Raw genomic sequence first — 18,579 nt, 5'->3', positions numbered from 1 at the left:
CGGATTATCTCACAAATGGCTTAATCGAATCTCCTAAGAGCTTGTAACCTTTTGCATTGGGATGCAGGCCGTCCGTGAATAGCGATTCGTCTATTTTCCCATCCTTTTGTAAAAATACTTTCCCTGGATCGAGGAAGTTTACATTGGTTTCTCCGGTTAACTGCGCGAGCTTTTCATTGATAATCAGCACTCTGCTTTCCTGCTGGCGTCTTGGATAGATGCCTAGCATGGTGATCTGCGCATTGGGCTGGTGGAATTTGATAGCATCGATCAGCATTCGCCAACCTTCGGCAATTTCCGCATCGGAATTTAAATGCAGGTTATTGGTGCCAATGTTTATGAAAACCTGCTTTGCATCATAGCCGTTCAGTTCGCCGTGGTTGATGCGCCAAAGCACATTCTCAATGCGGTCCCAGCCGTAACCCATATTCCTTGCATTTTTGCCAAACGTATTGTCCCACGAATCGGCTCCGGTTGCACGTGGCCCTTTTGGTAGTCCACCCCAAAAATGTGTGATGGAATTTCCTATCACGATTGTTGCGGGTGGATTTTTCTTGTTAAGGTCTAAAATTTCGCTATGCCTGCCTTCCCAGTCATAGTTGTTGGGTTCACGCATTTGAATAACAGGCTGCGTCGTAGAAGCAATGCCTTTATATTCATGCAGGATCTGGCGCAGATGTTTCTCGTAACCTTCTGCGTAACGCATCATGCCGAGGTCATTAGGATGCGTCCCATCCACCATTGTTTCGATATCCTGCCCGAAATCGGCTTTTGGAATAATATATAATTGGGCAATGCCTTCCGATTTCAGCTGCGCAAATGCCTGCTTCAATGTTTCATTCACCTCGCTGTAAAAATGCTTGCTCTGTGGATTCATATCTTCATCCGTGTAACCGGCGTGCGATGCGAGCACGATGGGCGTTTTTGGATGCTTTTTACGGAGGGTCCGGGTTGTGGCTAGAATCCGGTTTTTAACATCCTCAATGGTTATTCCAAGCTTTGAATCCGGCCTGATTGTGAGATTAGGAAGACAATCCAGCACAAATATTTTTGCATCAATTTCCGAAACAATGCTCACCACTTCCTCTTCGAGCCGACCATTTCCTGAAAATCCGAGGTTAATGAGCGGATGGTCAAGCTTCCGTCCCAAAATTGCTGTCCATGCCATTCCCGGACGTGAAGCGCAAGCACCATGCGCAATGGAAGTGCCATAAATGACGATGGGTTTATCTGGTCTGGCAGCTAGCGGTGTAAATTCTGTTCCGTCAGGTGTGCCTATTTCCAGCCACTTTACGCTGTTATACAATGGCAGGTAAAGCCTGTATTCCCGGCCTCTTTTGTGATAAGAGTCGTTGGGTTCTAAACCCCTGAAAGTGTAGGTTATGGTATCGCCAAAGGCATATTTTCCTGCACACCAGCGCAAGTCCCCATCGCTGGAAATGGCATAAAGGTCCACGCCGCTCACGCCCGTGGCAGGCATATGCGGCAATGCGTGCTTCCCATTCACAACATATCGAATGCTGATTTCCGCAGCATTAGCCCGGAACCGCAACATTAACCCGGCAGATTGATTCGATAAGCCCCACACTTGCTCCCTAACCTGCTTTTCAGCACGCGCCGGCAACCTGTCATAGGGATTTTTTACTTCCTTGGGCCAGCCCTGCCCTTCCAAAACCGGAAATGTAGCAGTTTGCGGGTTCCACCAATTGAGTTTAGTCGTTTGGCCAAATGTAAATTGAAAAGAAAGGATTAACCCAAGACAGGCAAAGGCGGTTTTAAACTTCATATAAAAACAAATGGACACTTCTGAATATGTTCAAAAGTGCCCATTCGCTAATTTCTTACCTTGAATATCAGAATTATTTGACGATCACGCCATCTGCGATAAATGTCAGCTCTTCCTTAGGTTCTGTGATTTTTTCAATTTCTTCTTTGCTTTGACCCGCATCTTTGGCATAATGCTGCAAATGCTCAACCGGGATCGTTTTCTTTTGCGCTTGTCCTTCGAAAATCACCGTTTTTCCGCTGATATCTTTGGGAACAAAAAACGCGTAGTCTTTGAACATGACCCGCATTGTTTCACCATTATCCAGCTTCACCGCCATCCAGCACCCTTTTACCTGACAAACCGATTCTACCTGACCGCTTACCTTGGCAGCCATTTCTGTTTTGTCGCCCATTTTTTCAGGCAGCGCGCTGGCTTCGATCACTTTATTTTCATTGATCTCCTTGCCGAAATGGTTGGGAGTTTGCGCTTGTACGGCCAATGCGCTCATCACAAGCATCATCAGCATCATTACTTTTTTCATTTCCTATATGTGTTTAAGTGTAAATTCATTATTCCAAAACTTCTACCCAGCCTTTGCAATGGTTTCCCTGAGGCGTGTCCACAACATAAAAATAAGTCCCGTTTCCAATTCCCTTGCCCCAGTTGTTCTTATAATCCGCCGTTTTGAAAACCGATTTCCCCCATCGGTTAAACACTTCGAGTGAAGCGGGCAGAACCGGAACGATAAACAGATCATTCTTGCCATCGCCATTTGGTGTAATCACATTGGCCAAAGTGAATGGCGGAGACGCGGTTACTTTTTTTGACGCCGTCAAAGCACATCCTGCAGTGTTGTATGCAGTTAAAGTAATGGTGTACTCGCCGGGCGTTTCGTAAATATATTCATTAATCTCCGGATCTGTGATAGGGCTGCCCGTTCCCAGATTCCATTCATAGCGCTGTGCATTTTTGGTTTGGTTGGACATGGAATAGCTGAATGGGGCATTGCAAGCGCCGCCCGATTGATTTATATCAAAAATCGGCTCGTGCGTCCTATCCACTTTTACCGTGATCTCGCGCACCGGCCGGCAGCCGTCCGCGTAGGTTCCTTCAATAGTGTAAGTGGTCGTTTTGGTAGGTTTTACTATGACTGATTTTCCTATTGTTTCTTCCAATCCGTCGGCAGCCAGCCAGCGATATTTCGTTCCATCGCCGGAAACGGAAAGCACAACGGTGGCGCCTGCGCAAACTTCCACGTCCGGCATATCAATAAAATCTGTCTTTTTATCAACCGAAACCTTCATTTTTTCCGTCACTTTACAACCGCTCGCATTGCTGATCTCGACAGAAAATTCAGCGTCTTCCCGAACCGTTACAGATGGCATCGCAATGGCAGCATTGTCCATGCCCGTCGCAGGCGACCATTTATATTGCGTCCCTCCCGAAGCCCAGAGCTGCAATCTCGTATTTTCACACACTGTCGTATCGGCCTTAATCTTGCTGTTCAGCGTTTCTACGATGATTTTCTTTTGCGCAACATCCACACGTTTGCAGCTTAGTCGGTTGTAAGCTTTCAATGTAACGGTGTATTCGCCCGGCTTGGTAAAAGTATATTCCGATTGGTCATCTTCACGCGAAAAAGTGGCTCCGCCCACGTCCCAAATGTAATCTACGCCGCCTTCGCTTGTGTTTACGAATGATAATGACAAAGGCGCGCAGCCGCGCAGAACATCTTTCGTGCTTCCTGAATACACATCAAAATCTGCTTTCAGGCGGTCAATGTCTATTTTGAATGCTGCGTTATTGCAATTGTCGCTGTTATTGGATGTTGACCAGGCTTGCGGCGTGGCCGGGAAGCCGCTGCCTCCGCATGCACAAGTTGCGTGGTAAATGGTGCCGTTCTTGTCAAACCGGCTCGTTCCGCCATCCACATGATCACCCTGGACCTGTCCTGAGCGGTCGCGGCTTCCGAAATAAGTCGCATATAGCAGCGATTTTGCCCCTTGCTCCAAGATCGCAATGTAAAAATTATTGCCATTTGTTAAAGACTGGATCGCATCGTCCGTAACAACCAGATTTGTCGTCGAGCTATTTGGATTATTATCCGTAGATGAATTTACGTTGCCACCCCAGCCGGCCAGGTAAATGTTCCCGCATTCACTTACTAGAAAGGCTGTGGGAGAAATGTCAGGAACGCCCCTGCCCGATCCGATTACCGTAGAAAAAATCGTTTTTGACAATACTGCGTCCAGAGCATGCACGAACTGACCGCTTTTTGCATTTTGATATACACTCTGACTCACCGGATAAGGACCATTGGTGAGGCCATACACATATACATTACCGCCCGCATCCAGGTCCAGCAAATAAGCGCCATCCTGATTTGGCGTGCCCAGATAAGTTGCACCCAACAACTTATCATTCGCATAATGTGCCACAAATCCGTCTTCTGTCCCATTCAAAGCTTTCTGATATGACGAAGCATTGGTCGGTAAATTTTTGCTTTGCGTGATTCCGGCTACGTAAATGTCGCCTGCGGCCGAAACTTTCAGCGAATAAGCTGCGTCCCACTCGTTTCCACCCACAAATGTGCTCCATAGCAAGCTCGTCAGGCCCGAGTTGAATTTTAAAATCACGCCATCCTGAACGCCGGCAAACTTATCCTGCACCGCATTTTTCAAAGGAAAATTGGCTGAGTTCGTCGAGGAAACGATGAGCACATTCTCATCCTTATCAATGCCGATTTCACCTCTGAAACTGTCGCCATAATTGCGAATTGTTGCGAGCTCACTCATGCTCACACCATCATTTCCGCTGCCTCCTACAAAGGTTGAGGCAGCCAGCTGCTTGCCGTCCGCGCTGATTTTTGAGACAAAAATATCGCTGCCGTTTTCAAGGTCCAGCCCCGAAATGGGGATCGCCCTTATCCCGCCTCCGAATGCAGTTTGAAAGGCGCCGGTCCGGATGGGGAAGTTCTTGGAAGAAGTTGTGCCGAGAATCAATAATTCCTTTTTACTATTGACGATCAGGCTGCTGGGGATATCGGCGTTGCGACCTCCGAGGAATGTTGCGTAAACGAGCTTGCTCCCGTCCGGCGTGAATTTCATGATCGAAACATCCACCTGGCCTTCAAATTTGATTTGAAAAGCACCAACGGTTGCAGGGAAATTTGCTCCGAAAACAGTCCCGCCGGAATAGAGATTCCCTTCGTCATCATACGTTGCCGTATGCCCCCAGTTGTCCGCAACGGAACCGGAATAAGTGGAAAATATCAGTTCGGGATCAATGGTAAGCTTTTCTGATTTGTTATAAGGCTTTGGAATGCTGAATGTGACGACATTATCAGCTGACAACTGAAATTTCGAAGCGATTTCCGTAGTCCGGGCATTGACCTGCTGAAAGGAATATGGCTCCGCTTCCTTGAACTGACCAATGCTCGTTTTCACGACAATTTGGCCTGTTTCGTTCACAGAAACCTTTTCAGCCCCATTGTATTTCATCTTGATCTGCGATGGATCGGCTTGCGGATGGACGATAAATTCATATTTAAGTTTGAATTGATGCAGATAAACGCGCATATCAATTCCCTCGTAAATGTTTTTATAAATAACCTCTTCAAAACCCTTTACGCCGCCCGCCCAGTTCTGCTCTTTTTCTCCTAAAAAATAGTTGAAGCCTGTTTCTATGGGCGCATTAGCAGCATATTTAACATTTGCCGAAGCATTTAGGAATTGCACTTCAACGCCATGTGCCGCAACGGACTTATCATTTTCGCGGGCACCAGGCAGAGCCGCAGGTTTTTTCCCATGATTTGCGGAAATCTGCGCGGCGTCATATAATACGTAAACGAGGGATTGTTTTTTTAAAAAGAGAAAACCGCCTGGGATTTCAGTGCGGAACAGAATGTCTGATTCCCATTGGCCGCGGTTTTCGATAAAATGCATTCCGCCAGCAAAGCAGTTGCCGATGAAGCAGATTAAAAACAGAAAAAGTAAAACGATTGGACGTAGATTTCTCCGCATATAAGGCTCCGCTGTGTTTCTATTTGAACGCAGAAACTGTAATGATATTTTTACAAAATTCATATTCCTGTTTCACATTCGAACCGAGCAAAACAAGCTGATTTTGTGTGTGATGCACCACGTGATCGAGATACCAATTGATTCCTGGAACGTCCAGATTGGTTGTAGGTTCATCAAGAAAAATCACCGGAACATCAGACATAAAAGCAAGGCCCAGCTTTACACGCTGTTTCATGCCTGAGGAAAAGTGCCGGAGCGTTTTTCCGCTCGCGTGTGACAATTGAATAAAATCCTCGAAATCTTTGAAACTAATGCCGTTTTTGAATGGCTTGAAGTTGCTATGAAACTGGATGAGCTCGCGCAAAGTAAATTCTTCAATCAGTTCAAGATAAGGCGCCGCTATGACCAGATGTTTGTACCAATGATCCACTTCAATTTCCTTTCCTGCCTTATCAATGTATTTGATTGTGCCCTCAGAAACAGGCATAATGCCGGTCAGCAACTGTAATAATGTCGATTTCCCGCTTCCGTTCGGCCCTACGAATGTGTATTGCTGTCCGGCCGCGAGCTCAAATGTGGCATTGCGGACAATCCATTCCTTGACAAATTTTTTCCCTATTTTTTCAACTGATATCTGCACTTTTTAAAAAACTTAGAATGATGAAGGCGGTCGCAAAGCCTTCTATTTCGCTGCATAGTGGTCATATGCTGCTTTGGAAACCTGCGCCATAACCGATTCGATCGCTTTCAGATCAGCCGTTGAATTGGACATAAATAACACAATGGCGAAACTTTTGCCCTCAGGCAACTTCACTATGCCGACGTCGTTCACAGCAGCCATGACGCCTTTATCGTTAGTGCCGGAAGTGCCCGTTTTATGAGCAACTACGGCATCTTTGGGTAACTGACCTTTAATCCGGTTCAGACCGGTCGGGCCATCTATCATGATTTTAGATAAAAAATCCTGGCTCGTTTTGGAGAGACTTTTCCCTTTAAAAAAAATTTCAAGCAGTTGCAGCATAGCCGCCGGCTTGCACCAATTGGTATACTGAACATTCCAATCCTGCCCCATTTGCGCTTCATTCGCAACGATAGCAATGTCTTTTACGCCCAAACCATGCACATAATCCTGAACCGGCTTTGTTCCGCCGGCAAGTTTAAAAAGAATGTCGCAGGCAATGTTATCACTCAATGAAACCATGCTTGCCAACAGGTCTGCAATGGTTAAGTCTACATTTCCATCCGGATATTTATCACGCAGCGGGCTGTAAGTTTTTAGCTGAACGTCTTCTTTGGTGAGGTGATATTTCTGATCCAGCGAAAGTTTTTCTTTATCAACCTGATCCAAAACCGCCATCGCAATCGGAAATTTGAAAGAACTGAGCATCGGAAACTTGTGATCTGCGTTCAGGATAATTGTTTCCTTGCCTTGAAGATCCTTGATCGCAACGCCTGTAATGCCATCAATTTGTTTGGTAATGTTCTCTAACTGGCTTTTAAGATCTGACTTTGGAGCTAATAATAAATTGGGTAAAAAGAATATTGTTGTTAACAGAATGCTGCGTAATACCCTGGCTTTCATTGGAATGACTAATTTTTCTTATGGTCCTGTTAACTTTTTTCGCTTTTCTTTTCTCTTTCTTCAATGGTCAATCTCACGAGTTCAATGCGCGTGTCCTGCATGGAAACGACCTGAAATGCGTAAGGCGGAATACTTACGGTTTCGTTCACTTCTGGCAAGTCACCGAAAGTATCGATGAGCATTCCGGCTAATGTATCGTAATCACCCTCAGGAAGTTCCCAGCCGTATTTTTCATTTAAATAGTCGAGCTCGTGGCGGGCGCTTAGAATGTAGCTGTTGTCGTCCAGCTTGCGCTCTGTCCAGTCTTCCGTGGAGTCGTATTCGTCCTGGATTTCACCGAAGATCTGCTCCACCACATCTTCCACGCTCACCAATCCCGAAGTTCCACCAAACTCATCCACAACCAAAGCCAAACTTCTTCTTTCCTCTAAAAACCGTAACATTAAGTCACTCGCAGGCATCGCTTCCGGCACAATCAGGATCGGCGTGATAATGTTGCTGATCTCTTTGGGTTTTTTGAAAAGGGATAATGCGTGGCAATAACCTAAAACCTCATCCACGGATTCGCGGTGTACAATGATCTTTGAATGGCCGCTGGTCAGGAATGCCGTCCGCAAGTCTTCAATGCTTGCATTTACATTCACCGCAGAAATTTCAGTCCTTGGGATCATACAATCCCGGATCCGCAAATCCTTAAAATCCAATGCATTAATAAACATTCTTTCCTCAATGCTATGGTCATCAAAATCCGGATCGTCGGCAGAAGCCGCATCGTCACGCAGTGACGGAGACAATATATTTTCCTTTACGAATGGCTCTACAACCCAATACAGCGGCGTAATCACCCATTCGGCAAAGCGAACGGGGAATGCAGAAAGATCCAATGTCTTCGGAAAAGCACGCCCTATTTTGACCCAACTGGAATAGCTCGCCATCCAAACCACGATCAAAACGGCAAACATTCCCGCTACTAATGCCCCTTCATGAATGCCGAGATCGATCAAAAGGACCGGATAAAATGCTGCAATTGCCCAAAAACAGCCTAATGCAACCGTTAGCAACCGGATCATGCGCAGGATCCGCCGCCAGTATAATGTTTGATAAACTTCCTCGGATTTTTCGTGGCGCAGCGAATATCGATCGATGGAAACATCGAGTAAAACAGAGCGCACAGCCCCATAATAACCCGCGAGGATGAAAAAAATGATCGTCAAACCCAGAAATAGCATGCTCATTTTTTCGATGTTTTAACCGGCTTGTTCTTTTTTATATCAATCTTCATTTCAGCCTCTTTTTTGGCTAGTAATGAAGCTTTTAACCTGCTGAACTGGAACATTAACAAGCACATGATGGCAAGCAAAAGCAGCCAGTAACTTTCAAACATGGTTGTCCGCCGGAATTCGAGGACCCACATTACAAAAAAGCCCAGTGAGAGGGCAATCAGGATCGTCCTGGTCAGTTTGGAATTCATTAATAATTCGTTCGTAATACAATCTTACAGGGCGATGCCTGCAAATTCAATCATTTTCAAAGATACGCAGATTGCGCCAAAACGATTACAGCTAGATTAATCTTCGTCGTAAAGCATAATATACCCTTGATATTTCCTCCATTTTCTGTAAAATACCTAACTTGCAGGGATTCCCGCGCAGTTCATTTTATATATCTGAATTGTAAAATTAATTCTTGAAAAAATATCCTTAATTACTATGAGCGAAACCACAAAACGCTTTGCGCCCGGTGTTGTAACCGGTGACGGAGTTAGCGAAATTTTCCGCCACGCCAACGAAAATAACTATGCCCTACCGGCGGTTAACGTGGTAGGAACCAACTCGGTAAATGCAGTTCTTGAAACTGCCAAAGCGGTTAACAGCCCCGTTATCATTCAGTTTTCAAATGGCGGAGCGATATTTTATGCTGGAAAAAGTCTTTCCAACACCAATCAGCAGGCTGCCATTGCGGGCGGCATTTCAGGTGCTATGCACGTGCACCAAATGGCTGGGCTTTACGGCATTCCAGTGATTTTGCATACAGACCATTGCGCAAAAAAATTGCTTCCATGGATCGACGGTCTTCTGGATGCAGGCGAGCGTCATTTCGATCAGCACGGTATTCCATTGTACAGCTCACACATGCTGGACCTTTCGGAAGAGCCGATCGAGGAAAACATTGAAATCTCGGCGAAATATTTCGAGCGCATGGCCAAAATCGGCATGACACTTGAAATCGAACTGGGTGTAACAGGTGGCGAAGAAGATGGCGTTGACAACAGCGACGTAGACAGCTCCAAATTGTACACACAGCCGGAGGAAGTCGCTTATGCATATGAAGAGCTTTCTAAAATCTCTCCAAACTTCACCATTGCAGCAGCATTCGGCAATGTTCACGGCGTTTACAAGCCAGGAAACGTGAAATTGGAGCCGAAAATCCTTCGCAATTCACAGCAATTCATCCAGGAGAAATTCGGAACGGCTGAATTGCCCGTTAACTTCGTGTTCCACGGAGGATCAGGCTCTTCCCGCGAAGAAATCCGCGAAGCCATCGAATACGGCGCGATCAAAATGAACATCGACACCGATATGCAATGGTCAACCTGGGAAGGACTTCTTAAATATTACAAAGAAAACGAAGGCTTCCTGCAAACGCAATTGGGCAATCCAAATGGCCCGGATTCGCCAAACAAAAAATATTACGACCCACGCGTATGGCTACGCAAAGGCGAAGAAAGCATGATCCAACGTCTGAAACTGGCGTTTGAGGATTTGAATTGTATTAACCAGCTGGGATAATTTTTTAGCTGAGTTTTGATGAGATGGAAAAGCAACCTGTAGGGGTTGCTTTTTTTGTGGGCTACTGTTTCCCGTCCACTTCGCCTCAACTTATTTTTTGCCGGAAAAACTAACAATTGAACCGAAAAATCAACCAAAATAACCGGCGGCTCATTGCGGCGCGGGCTTCTACAAGGCGTAAAATTTAATTCGTATAGATTGCGAATGTATTCCGTCCCGCATTGAGACGAGACTGTACAAATATGGTTTTCAATTATCATTCAAGCACGTTTTCAATCTGTGACACAAGCTCTAAAATCTGTTTTCACTTTATACACGCTTATTCTTGCGTTGTCAGGATGTAAAAGTAACGCACCAGACAGAAACCCGAATCCAACCCGAGAAACGATCAAATTTAGAGGCGAGGTTGTATGCATTCCCAAAAACTTCCCGATAGCGCTTTTCAACCAGTCACTAGAAGATTTCGAAGTTTATTACGATACCAAATACATTGCGGCATTAAAAGTAGCCGGAGATGGCTGTCAAGTAGGATATGACGACCTTTTGGAAATTTTGTTACGGAATATCAGAAAATACCCGCAAGTTAATTACGGGATAGAAATTCCAGATCAGGAACTCCAAAGGATCTATCAAGATTTCCCTGAGATCAGAACGAGAAAACAAGTGGAAGTAAAAATTGAAGTCATTTATGATTATTATAACACCTTGTGCAAGAATGATGTAATAAATGATATTATTGAATTTGAATTAAGTCGTAAGTCTGGAAGAACTTTGGACATATCTCCTGATAATTTAACAGATCCCGAGAAAAACGTATTATTAAGCAATCCTGGCTACGCCCAGCATTATATAAATGCTGCAAATTCGGCAAAAGTGCTCGTTAAAAACATTTTTGGATCCGATGATGGAGAAAAAAGAGAGAACGCATTTAAGCATGCAGTATGGAATGCCTTGGCAATTCGATATATACTGAAAGGATCTCCTGCTAGCGAAAATCAGGCAATTGATTTTACTCAGGATGGAACATCAGCGCACGAAAAAAACAATCAGGGAGGGCAGAACAAGGACAAGTTATCAGCGATGGATCTGCACAATAATATGTCCGCAAGAGTCTGGATGGAGAAAGAAGTGAAATGGGGCATCGGGCCATTTAGAAAAATGCCTGACGAATCAAAAATTATTGAAACAATGCATAGTCGTGCCAATTCGGGATTATTTCATTCAAATCAAACAACAATCCTGAATGCCCACGGTGGCGACAACGCGAATACCTGGAATAATTTATATAACAATCTTTATGGCGCGCATCAACACCTTGTTTACGTAAAAAATTAATTGCTGATGAATAAAGTAGCATTACTACCAATCATTTTCCTTTTCCTTTTTCTCCCCATCTCATGCCTGAACAAAGTAGATCCGGCAGTTGATTCTTTATATTTGAAAGGTGAAGATTGGAAATCTTGGAGGAAGGACGCTCTTTCCAAATTGTATGCGCACTATAACAACAGCAAAAAGGACAAAGAATGTTATGAAGTAATTGCAAGGAAAGAAGATCGATTTTTCCTGAATTTTTATCCCCAAGGCCAGCTATTAACATTATGTGCGGATCCTGGCAGTGGTTGGTCGAATCAATATAAGGCAGACATAAGCTTGATCAAAAAACTGATCAGCTACAATGTTACTTTTGATGACTTGGTTGGACTCACAGAAAACAACTATGATAGCATATTGGTGATCAATAAGCCATTTATTGAAGTAAAAACAAATGGCAATCCTTGAGTCATTTGGCCCGACTGAATTGCTCGGGCCAAAATTATCTACAAACTCATAATCCGCTCCCGGTGCGCCATTCCCCAATTCCGCAACACCTCAATCACCGGCTTTAATGTGTGTCCGTATTCTGTTAGCGTGTATTCTACAACCACTGGGATCGAGTCGTATACCGTTCTCTTAACAAGGCAATTGGCTTCCAGGTCCCTTAGTTCTTTGGACAACATTTTATCGGTGATGCCGGGGATTTCTTTGGCGATTTGGGAGAAGCGTTTGTTTCCGAAGATCAGGGAGATGATGATTGGCAACTTCCACTTTCCGCTCAAAACTTCCAGTGCGTCGCGGACCGGAAGAATGCTTTTTGTGCATTCTCCGTATGTGTGAGTGATTTTTTTTACTGCAACTTCCAATTCTAATGTTTCCATGACTGAACTTTTTTAACTATCTTTTGGTATAGTACTTACAAATGTATAGCTTATTTATTTAAGTTTGCATATCGAAATTACTAAAATATTTAACATGAGTAACCTAATAGAAGATCTGAACTGGAGATACGCTACCAAGAGAATGAATGGCCAAACAGTTCCACAGGAAAAATTGAATACGATACTGGAAGCCATCAAGTTATCGCCCTCTTCTGCCGGCTTGCAACCATATAATATCATTGTGATCAGTGATCAGGAAACGAAAGATAAGATCTTCAAGGAAGCTGCCCAGCAGCCCCAGATCCCGGATGCATCACATTTACTCGTTTTCGCAGCATGGGATAAAATCACTGCCGCGCAAGTGACTGAATATATGAACCTGATTGCTACAACGCGCAATATTGAAGTGGAATCATTGTCGAAATTTCAGGAGAATGTTACGAACAGCATCGAGGCCCGTTCAGACGAAGGGAACTTTAACTGGGCAGCACGACAAGCATACATTGCGTTGGGACATGCGCTGGTGGCAGCCGCGACAGAGCATGTGGACGCAACACCCATGGAAGGTTTCAACAATGCTAAGCTGGATGAGGTTTTGGGTCTGGCCGAAAAAGGATTGAAGAGCGTTGTTATCATGACGTTGGGTTACCGTGATGCTGAAAATGATGGTTTAGCCAAAGCAAAAAAGGTAAGAAGACCGAGCGAAGAGCTTTTTATTTCGCTTTAATTTGAGATGGGTTTAACGCAACACCTCGCGTGAACGGATTGATAATCAAACTAATTGACTGAACAATGAAAGTTGAAATATGGAGCGACGTTATGTGCCCTTTCTGCTACATCGGCAAAAGGAAATTTGAAAAAGCACTGGAACAATTTCCTGAAAAGGACAAGATTCAAGTGGAATGGAAAAGCTTTCAACTTAACCCGGCCATGAAAACGGAGCCTGGAAAAAGCATTAATGATTACCTGGCGGAAGTGAAAGGCTGGTCACCGGACTACGCTGCGCAAATGAATGACCACGTGAGCTCGATTGCAGCTGAGGTCGGATTGGAGTATAATATGGACAAGGCTGTTGTTGCAAATTCATTTGATGCGCATCGTTTTGTTCAATATGCAAAGACAAAAGGCAAAGGTGATGATGCCGAAGAACAGTTATTTAAGGCCTATTTCACTGATGGGAAAAACACTGCAGATCATGCAACATTGCTTGATTTGGGAACTCAGATTGGGCTAGATACACAAGAATTAAAATCTGTTCTGGATGGATCAAAATTCAGTGATGAGGTTCGAAAAGACATTTATGAAGCGCAGCAGGTTGGCGCACGCGGAGTTCCTTTCTTTGTATTAGATAGAAAATATGCCGTTTCCGGTGCCCAGCAACCAGAAACTTTCCTGGGCGCGTTGGAAAAATCGTTTTCTGAATGGGAGAAAGCAAATCCGGAACCATTGGTTTCACTGGCCGACGGCGCGAATTGTACGGTTGACGGCGAGTGTAATTGAGCTTTTCAAGCCCTTGGTACGGTTATAGAGGAGAGTCAGCAAGAGCGCAAATCAGAAATTTCATCTAATTTGTGCTAATTGCAAAAAATGACAATCTACCTCTATGCGCGTCGCGTTGCTTCTTATCATCTTTATTGGCTTACAGTCACAGTTATTCGCGGGCGGGATAAAAGGCCGGATCACTACGGCGAAAGGCGAAGCGCTTTCTTATGCTGGCATTGCTGTTAAAGGGACGAGTAACGGGACGATGGCAAATGAAGAGGGTCAATACGAATTCGCCTTAGCACCAGGGTCTTACGAAATTATTTTCCAATTCCTGGGATTTAAAAGCATTTCGAAAAACGTAACGGTCGGCAGTGATTTCACTGAGCTGAATGTGGTCCTCGAAGAACAGGCGCTTAACCTCCGCGAAGCGACTATTGGCAAGGGTAAAGAAGACCCTGCATATAGCATTATGCGGCGGGCCATCGCCAAGGCGCGTTTTCACCAGCTTCAACTCCGCGGATATACGGCAAAAGTCTATTCAAGAAGCACCGCATTACCGACGAAAATTCCCTATCTGGTTGAAAAAAGATTAAAAAAAGAAGGTGTTCAGGAAGGTAAAGCCATTCTGAATGAAAGTGTTGCAGAAATTAAATACCGCCGGCCTGCTAGTTACACGCAAAAGATCCTTTCTACACGTAACAGCCTGGATAACAGCATTCCTTCTCCTAATGAATACATTCTGGCGAGTCTTTACAGTCCCGAGATCGCCGGCACCATTTCACCGCTTTCACCCAGGGCATTTGCCTATTATCGTTTTGAATATGAGGGTTATTTTGAAGATCAGGGTCAATTGGTCAACAAAATAAAGGTCATTCCGCGCGCTTATGGCGAAGGTGTTTTTAAAGGAAGTCTTTTCATATTGGAAGATCGCTGGGCCATTCACAGCTACGATTTGCAAACAACGACAAGTGGTCTGAACATTTCGGCAAAGCAAATTTTCAGTCCTGTTCAGAATGTATGGATCCCTGTTAATCAGCAGTTTCGTATCAATGGAAGCTATCTCGGATTTGCCGGAGAATTTAAATATCTCGTTTCTCTGACTTACCAAAAACTGGACATCGATCCCGGCTTGAAAGAGGACATTGTGATTGCCGACCATAAAAAGGAAAACGTAAAAGATGGAAGCCGGAAAGGAAATCTCGAAAAACTGATCCAGGAGCAAAAGCAATTTTCTACAAAAGATTTCCGGAAGCTTACTAAAGAATACGAAAAGGAGCAGAAAAAAGAACGAAAAATGGAAGGCAGCAGTGATCGGCTGGTGCGACAGGATTCCATCATCATCGATTCCATGGCCAATAAACGGGACACTGCTTACTGGCAAGCGTTACGCCCTATTCCGCTCACCAAATCCGAAGTGACGAGTTATGTGCTGCAAGACAGCATTAAAGTCGTAAAAGATTCAATCCGGGAGAAGCGAAAGCCCGATTCGCTGGCATTCAGGCCGTTGCATTTGGTTACGGGCAATACTTATGCATTGGGCGACAGGAAGACGTTTTATTTCAAAAGTCCGCTCTTATCTATCAGCTACAACACCGTTGAGGGAAATGCAATCAATATTCTTACCGAATGGGAAAAAAAATGGGGCAAATCATATCGGTTCAGCATTAGTCCGCTTGTCCGCTATTCATTTGGGCGCAAAAGGGTTTACGGAAGCCTTACCAGTAATATTGGCAAGGATAAATGGAATCTGATGTTATCCGGTGGCGAAATGGCCAGCCAGATCAACAACAACATTCCAATCCCTCCATTACCAAATAGTATCGCAGCCCGATTTTTTGACCGGAACTTCATGAAGCTTTATCAAAAGCAGTTTGGCCGGGCTGAGTTTTCACTGCGCAACATTGCCGACGTCCTCAGCTTCAATGCAGGTCTCGAATTCGAGCATAGAAAGGAGCTTTTCAATCAGGAAAGTGCACGGCCTATTTTCTTTTGGAGCCAATACTATTACACGCCAAACCGGCCGGTCAACCGTGAATTGCAGAACACCGGGTTCCCCATACATAATGCAACAATTTTAGATCTTACCGCCACCTTGCGCCCTTGGCGTCGATATCTAATTCGAAATGGCGAGAAGCGATATTTGAGAAGTAAAGGGCCTTCGTTTAGCGTAAATTACAAAAGCGGTTTGGGCTTCGCCGGGGACGTTGATTATTCTATGTTGCAAGGAAATATCAGGCAGAATCTCAGTTTGGGGCCGAGAAGCAATTTGGAATACTTTGTGAATGGTGGCGGCTTCCTGAGTACAAAACAAATGTATTTCCCGGATTACCGCCATTTCATGGGCAATGAATTCTTTTTCCAATATGCCTATCCGCCGGACCAGTTCCGGATGCTGCAATATTATCGTTACAGCACGTCATCTTGGTTTTTCCAGGCACATGCCACCTGGACTTCACAACGATTTGCGCTTACCCGCATAGAAGCATTGCGGATTACCGGCATCTCAGAAACGCTTCAACTGCATTATCTGAGAGTACCAACAATCCGCAATTATACTGAAGCAGTCTATGGCATCGACGACATTCTGCGCATCATCCGCCTGGAAGCCGTCGCCCAATTTCACGGCAGCCACTTCAAAGGCATGGGCTGGCGCGTGGGAACATCTATTAAGTTTGGCAGGTAAGTTTTACTTTACAACCTTATCGGCCTTAAACCTGGGCAACTCCTTAGAAATCGACGGGTATGTATTATTATCAGGATTAATATCGGCCATCCGCTGGCTCGGATCAATCACAATGCGTTCGATATCAGCCAGACTGCGGTCTATGCTGAACGAATATTCCGGATAAGTCCAGCCCCAGTCGGCTAAAAGTGTTGTTTTGGAGTACAATGTTTCAGCTTTTTCACCGCGCATCATTTCCAGGGGAATATAAAAATTTTCCTGACTGCCGTCTTTATAGCTAATCACAACGTCCAACGGCATGGGCATCTGGCCTATTTTTTCCAAAACAACAGTCGTTTTTGCCGCGTCTGCCACAACTTCCCTGATGCCATAATCGATGGTTTTGGTCGTTCCGGCAAAATCTTCGAAATACCAATCCAATTCCAATCCCGATTCCTTTTCCATGATCCGTTTCAGGTCATTAGGATTTGGGTGTTTGAATTTCCATTCGTTAAAATAGCGCTTCATGCCAGTTTCCAACTTTTGCCTGCCCATAATGTAGCCAAGCTGATTAAGGAAAACTGCTCCTTTGGAATAGCTTGCAATGCTGTAAGCGCGGTTGGTATTATAATGATCGGCATGGGTTGTTAAGGGTTCTTCCAGACCGGATTTTACCAGATTGCGGTAACTGGTTGTGCTTCCCCGCTGGGCATCGAGCCGTGATGGGAATAATTCAGCCATAACAATGTTCTGGGCGTAGGTTGTAAAACCCTCATCCATCCAGGCATATTTGGATTCATTCGTTCCTAAAATCTGCTGGAACCAACTGTGAATGGATTCGTGAACTGTCACACTCACTAATCCTCCCAGGTTCTGACGGCCCGTAATTAATGTTGCCATCGCGTATTCCATGCCACCGTCACCGCCCTGGATCACTGAATATTGCTTATAAGGATAGCGCCCGAATTTCTCATTCATGATTTGGAAACAACGCACAGCGAGCGGCTCCATTTCCTTCCAAACATTCGCTAATGTGTCTGTCTGATAGAAAAAGTGCATGTCCAGATTGTCGTCCACTTTCAATACATCATGCTTGTAATCGCGATCAGCTGCCCACATAAAATCGTGGACCTCAGGGGCGATGAAATGCCAGGTAAGTTTATCACCGGGCTTGTGCTTCACTTCTTTTTGCGTGTAACCGTGGCCGATTTTATCCGGATTTTGCAGGTAACCGCTCGCAGCCACAACATAAGAAGCGTCAATGGTTAGTTTCACATCGAAATCACCCCAGACGCCGTAAAACTCCCGCGCTATATAAGGATTCGCATGCCAGCCTTCATAGTCATACTCGCTCATTTTGGGATACCATTGCGCCATTGAATAGTCGATGCCCTCCGCATTATCGCGTCCTGTGCGGCGGATCTGGAGCGGAACTTGCGCTTCAAATTCCATTTCGAAAGTATGCTGCGTTTTGGGAAGAAGCTTTTCGTTTAATGTCACTTCGAGAATCGTCCCTACCACTTCATATTTAACGGCCTTACCATTATGCTTCAATGAAAGTACTTTTTCGTAGCCAATTTCCGAGGGGGTTAATTTTGAAATGCGATCTTTCACGCGCGGGTCCGGGTCGCTGATCGTCCGGGAGCGAACGTCCATCTGGCTGCCCGGCTGAAATGCGTTCAAATACAAGTGGTAAAAAACCTTGTGGAGCGTATCGGGGGAATTGTTGCTGTAAATCAGCTTTTGCTTTCCTTTATATTGATGCTTCGTGGCGTCGAAATCAACTTCCATCTGATACTTCACGCGCTGCTGCCAACGATCACTTTGTGCGGAAACCTGCAAACTGATCGCAGTCATTACCAACACGATAAAATTCAACTTCATTCGTACTCTTTTTTGGTTTGTTATGATGCAAAATAAGTGTTTTGTTCGGGTTTATCAGGATCAAAAATGCCGGAGGAACTACAATATTCTGTTGCGACTATGAAAAAAGCGTAAAAATGGGCATCATTCTCCCCATAAAAACGATAATTATTCTTCGATTTTAGTGAAGATATACTGACAAACTAGGGTTTT

General features: G+C 44.8%; 15 protein-coding genes. 6 read left to right on the top strand and 9 right to left on the bottom strand.

Annotated elements, in window-relative coordinates:
• Nucleotides 1-4: 4 nt before the first annotated feature.
• The 7 genes from L0659_RS02820 to L0659_RS02790 form a co-directional block, all read right to left on the bottom strand.
• Nucleotides 5-1,786, bottom strand: coding sequence for an SGNH/GDSL hydrolase family protein (locus L0659_RS02820; protein WP_235124093.1), 1,782 nt, complete (start codon nt 1,784-1,786; stop codon nt 5-7).
• 73 nt (nt 1,787-1,859) lie between these two features.
• Nucleotides 1,860-2,309, bottom strand: a complete 450-nt coding sequence (locus L0659_RS02815; protein ID WP_235124092.1) for a DUF4920 domain-containing protein — start codon at nt 2,307-2,309, stop codon at nt 1,860-1,862.
• Nucleotides 2,310-2,337: 28 nt separating this feature from the next.
• The gene (locus tag L0659_RS02810) at nt 2,338-5,790 is read right to left on the bottom strand and encodes a gliding motility-associated C-terminal domain-containing protein (RefSeq protein ID WP_235124091.1); all 3,453 of its coding nucleotides are present in this window, start codon (nt 5,788-5,790) and stop codon (nt 2,338-2,340) included.
• Between the two features lie 19 nt (nt 5,791-5,809).
• The gene (locus L0659_RS02805) at nt 5,810-6,430 is read right to left on the bottom strand and encodes an ATP-binding cassette domain-containing protein (RefSeq protein WP_235124090.1); all 621 of its coding nucleotides are present in this window, start codon (nt 6,428-6,430) and stop codon (nt 5,810-5,812) included.
• Between the two features lie 42 nt (nt 6,431-6,472).
• Nucleotides 6,473-7,372 (bottom strand): class A beta-lactamase, subclass A2, encoded by a 900-nt coding sequence (bla, locus tag L0659_RS02800; RefSeq protein ID WP_235124089.1) that lies wholly within the window; start codon nt 7,370-7,372, stop codon nt 6,473-6,475.
• A gap of 29 nt (nt 7,373-7,401) precedes the next feature.
• A complete protein-coding gene (locus L0659_RS02795) occupies nt 7,402-8,607 on the bottom strand; it encodes a hemolysin family protein (RefSeq protein ID WP_235124087.1) in 1,206 nt (401 codons plus the stop codon).
• Complete coding sequence (locus L0659_RS02790; RefSeq protein WP_235124085.1) at nt 8,604-8,843, bottom strand: hypothetical protein; 240 nt, start codon at nt 8,841-8,843, stop codon at nt 8,604-8,606. The genes L0659_RS02795 and L0659_RS02790 overlap by 4 nt, the downstream gene beginning before the upstream one ends.
• A gap of 238 nt (nt 8,844-9,081) precedes the next feature.
• Between L0659_RS02790 and fbaA the strand changes: the two genes are divergently transcribed.
• The 3 genes from fbaA to L0659_RS02775 all read left to right on the top strand — a co-directional run bounded on the left by fbaA (nt 9,082) and on the right by L0659_RS02775 (nt 11,940).
• Nucleotides 9,082-10,161: a class II fructose-bisphosphate aldolase gene (gene fbaA / locus L0659_RS02785; RefSeq protein ID WP_235124083.1), complete on the top strand. Its 1,080-nt coding sequence runs from the start codon at nt 9,082-9,084 to the stop codon at nt 10,159-10,161.
• Nucleotides 10,162-10,713: 552 nt separating this feature from the next.
• Complete coding sequence (locus L0659_RS02780; RefSeq protein ID WP_235124081.1) at nt 10,714-11,496, top strand: DUF6973 domain-containing protein; 783 nt, start codon at nt 10,714-10,716, stop codon at nt 11,494-11,496.
• 6 nt (nt 11,497-11,502) lie between these two features.
• Nucleotides 11,503-11,940: a hypothetical protein gene (locus tag L0659_RS02775; protein WP_235124079.1), complete on the top strand. Its 438-nt coding sequence runs from the start codon at nt 11,503-11,505 to the stop codon at nt 11,938-11,940.
• Between the two features lie 38 nt (nt 11,941-11,978).
• Here L0659_RS02775 and L0659_RS02770 read toward each other — a convergent pair whose 3' ends face one another.
• Nucleotides 11,979-12,356, bottom strand: a complete 378-nt coding sequence (locus tag L0659_RS02770) for a helix-turn-helix domain-containing protein (protein ID WP_235124077.1) — start codon at nt 12,354-12,356, stop codon at nt 11,979-11,981.
• 94 nt (nt 12,357-12,450) lie between these two features.
• Between L0659_RS02770 and L0659_RS02765 the strand changes: the two genes are divergently transcribed.
• From L0659_RS02765 to L0659_RS02755, 3 genes are all read left to right on the top strand, one after another.
• Complete coding sequence (locus L0659_RS02765) at nt 12,451-13,083, top strand: NAD(P)H-dependent oxidoreductase (protein ID WP_235124075.1); 633 nt, start codon at nt 12,451-12,453, stop codon at nt 13,081-13,083.
• A 65-nt stretch (nt 13,084-13,148) separates the two neighbouring features.
• Entirely contained in the window at nt 13,149-13,856 is a 708-nt protein-coding gene (locus L0659_RS02760; protein WP_235124074.1) for a DsbA family protein, read from the top strand.
• A gap of 103 nt (nt 13,857-13,959) precedes the next feature.
• Nucleotides 13,960-16,524, top strand: coding sequence for a DUF5686 and carboxypeptidase regulatory-like domain-containing protein (locus L0659_RS02755; RefSeq protein ID WP_235124072.1), 2,565 nt, complete (start codon nt 13,960-13,962; stop codon nt 16,522-16,524).
• A gap of 3 nt (nt 16,525-16,527) precedes the next feature.
• On the opposite strand, the gene L0659_RS02750 is transcribed toward L0659_RS02755, so the two are convergent.
• The gene (locus L0659_RS02750; protein ID WP_235124070.1) at nt 16,528-18,387 is read right to left on the bottom strand and encodes a M1 family metallopeptidase; all 1,860 of its coding nucleotides are present in this window, start codon (nt 18,385-18,387) and stop codon (nt 16,528-16,530) included.
• Nucleotides 18,388-18,579 lie beyond the last annotated feature (192 nt).

It is taken from the genome of Dyadobacter sp. CY347, assembly GCF_021502655.1.
Lineage (GTDB): Bacteria > Bacteroidota > Bacteroidia > Cytophagales > Spirosomataceae > Dyadobacter.
This window is presented reverse-complemented; position numbering and strand designations above follow the sequence as displayed.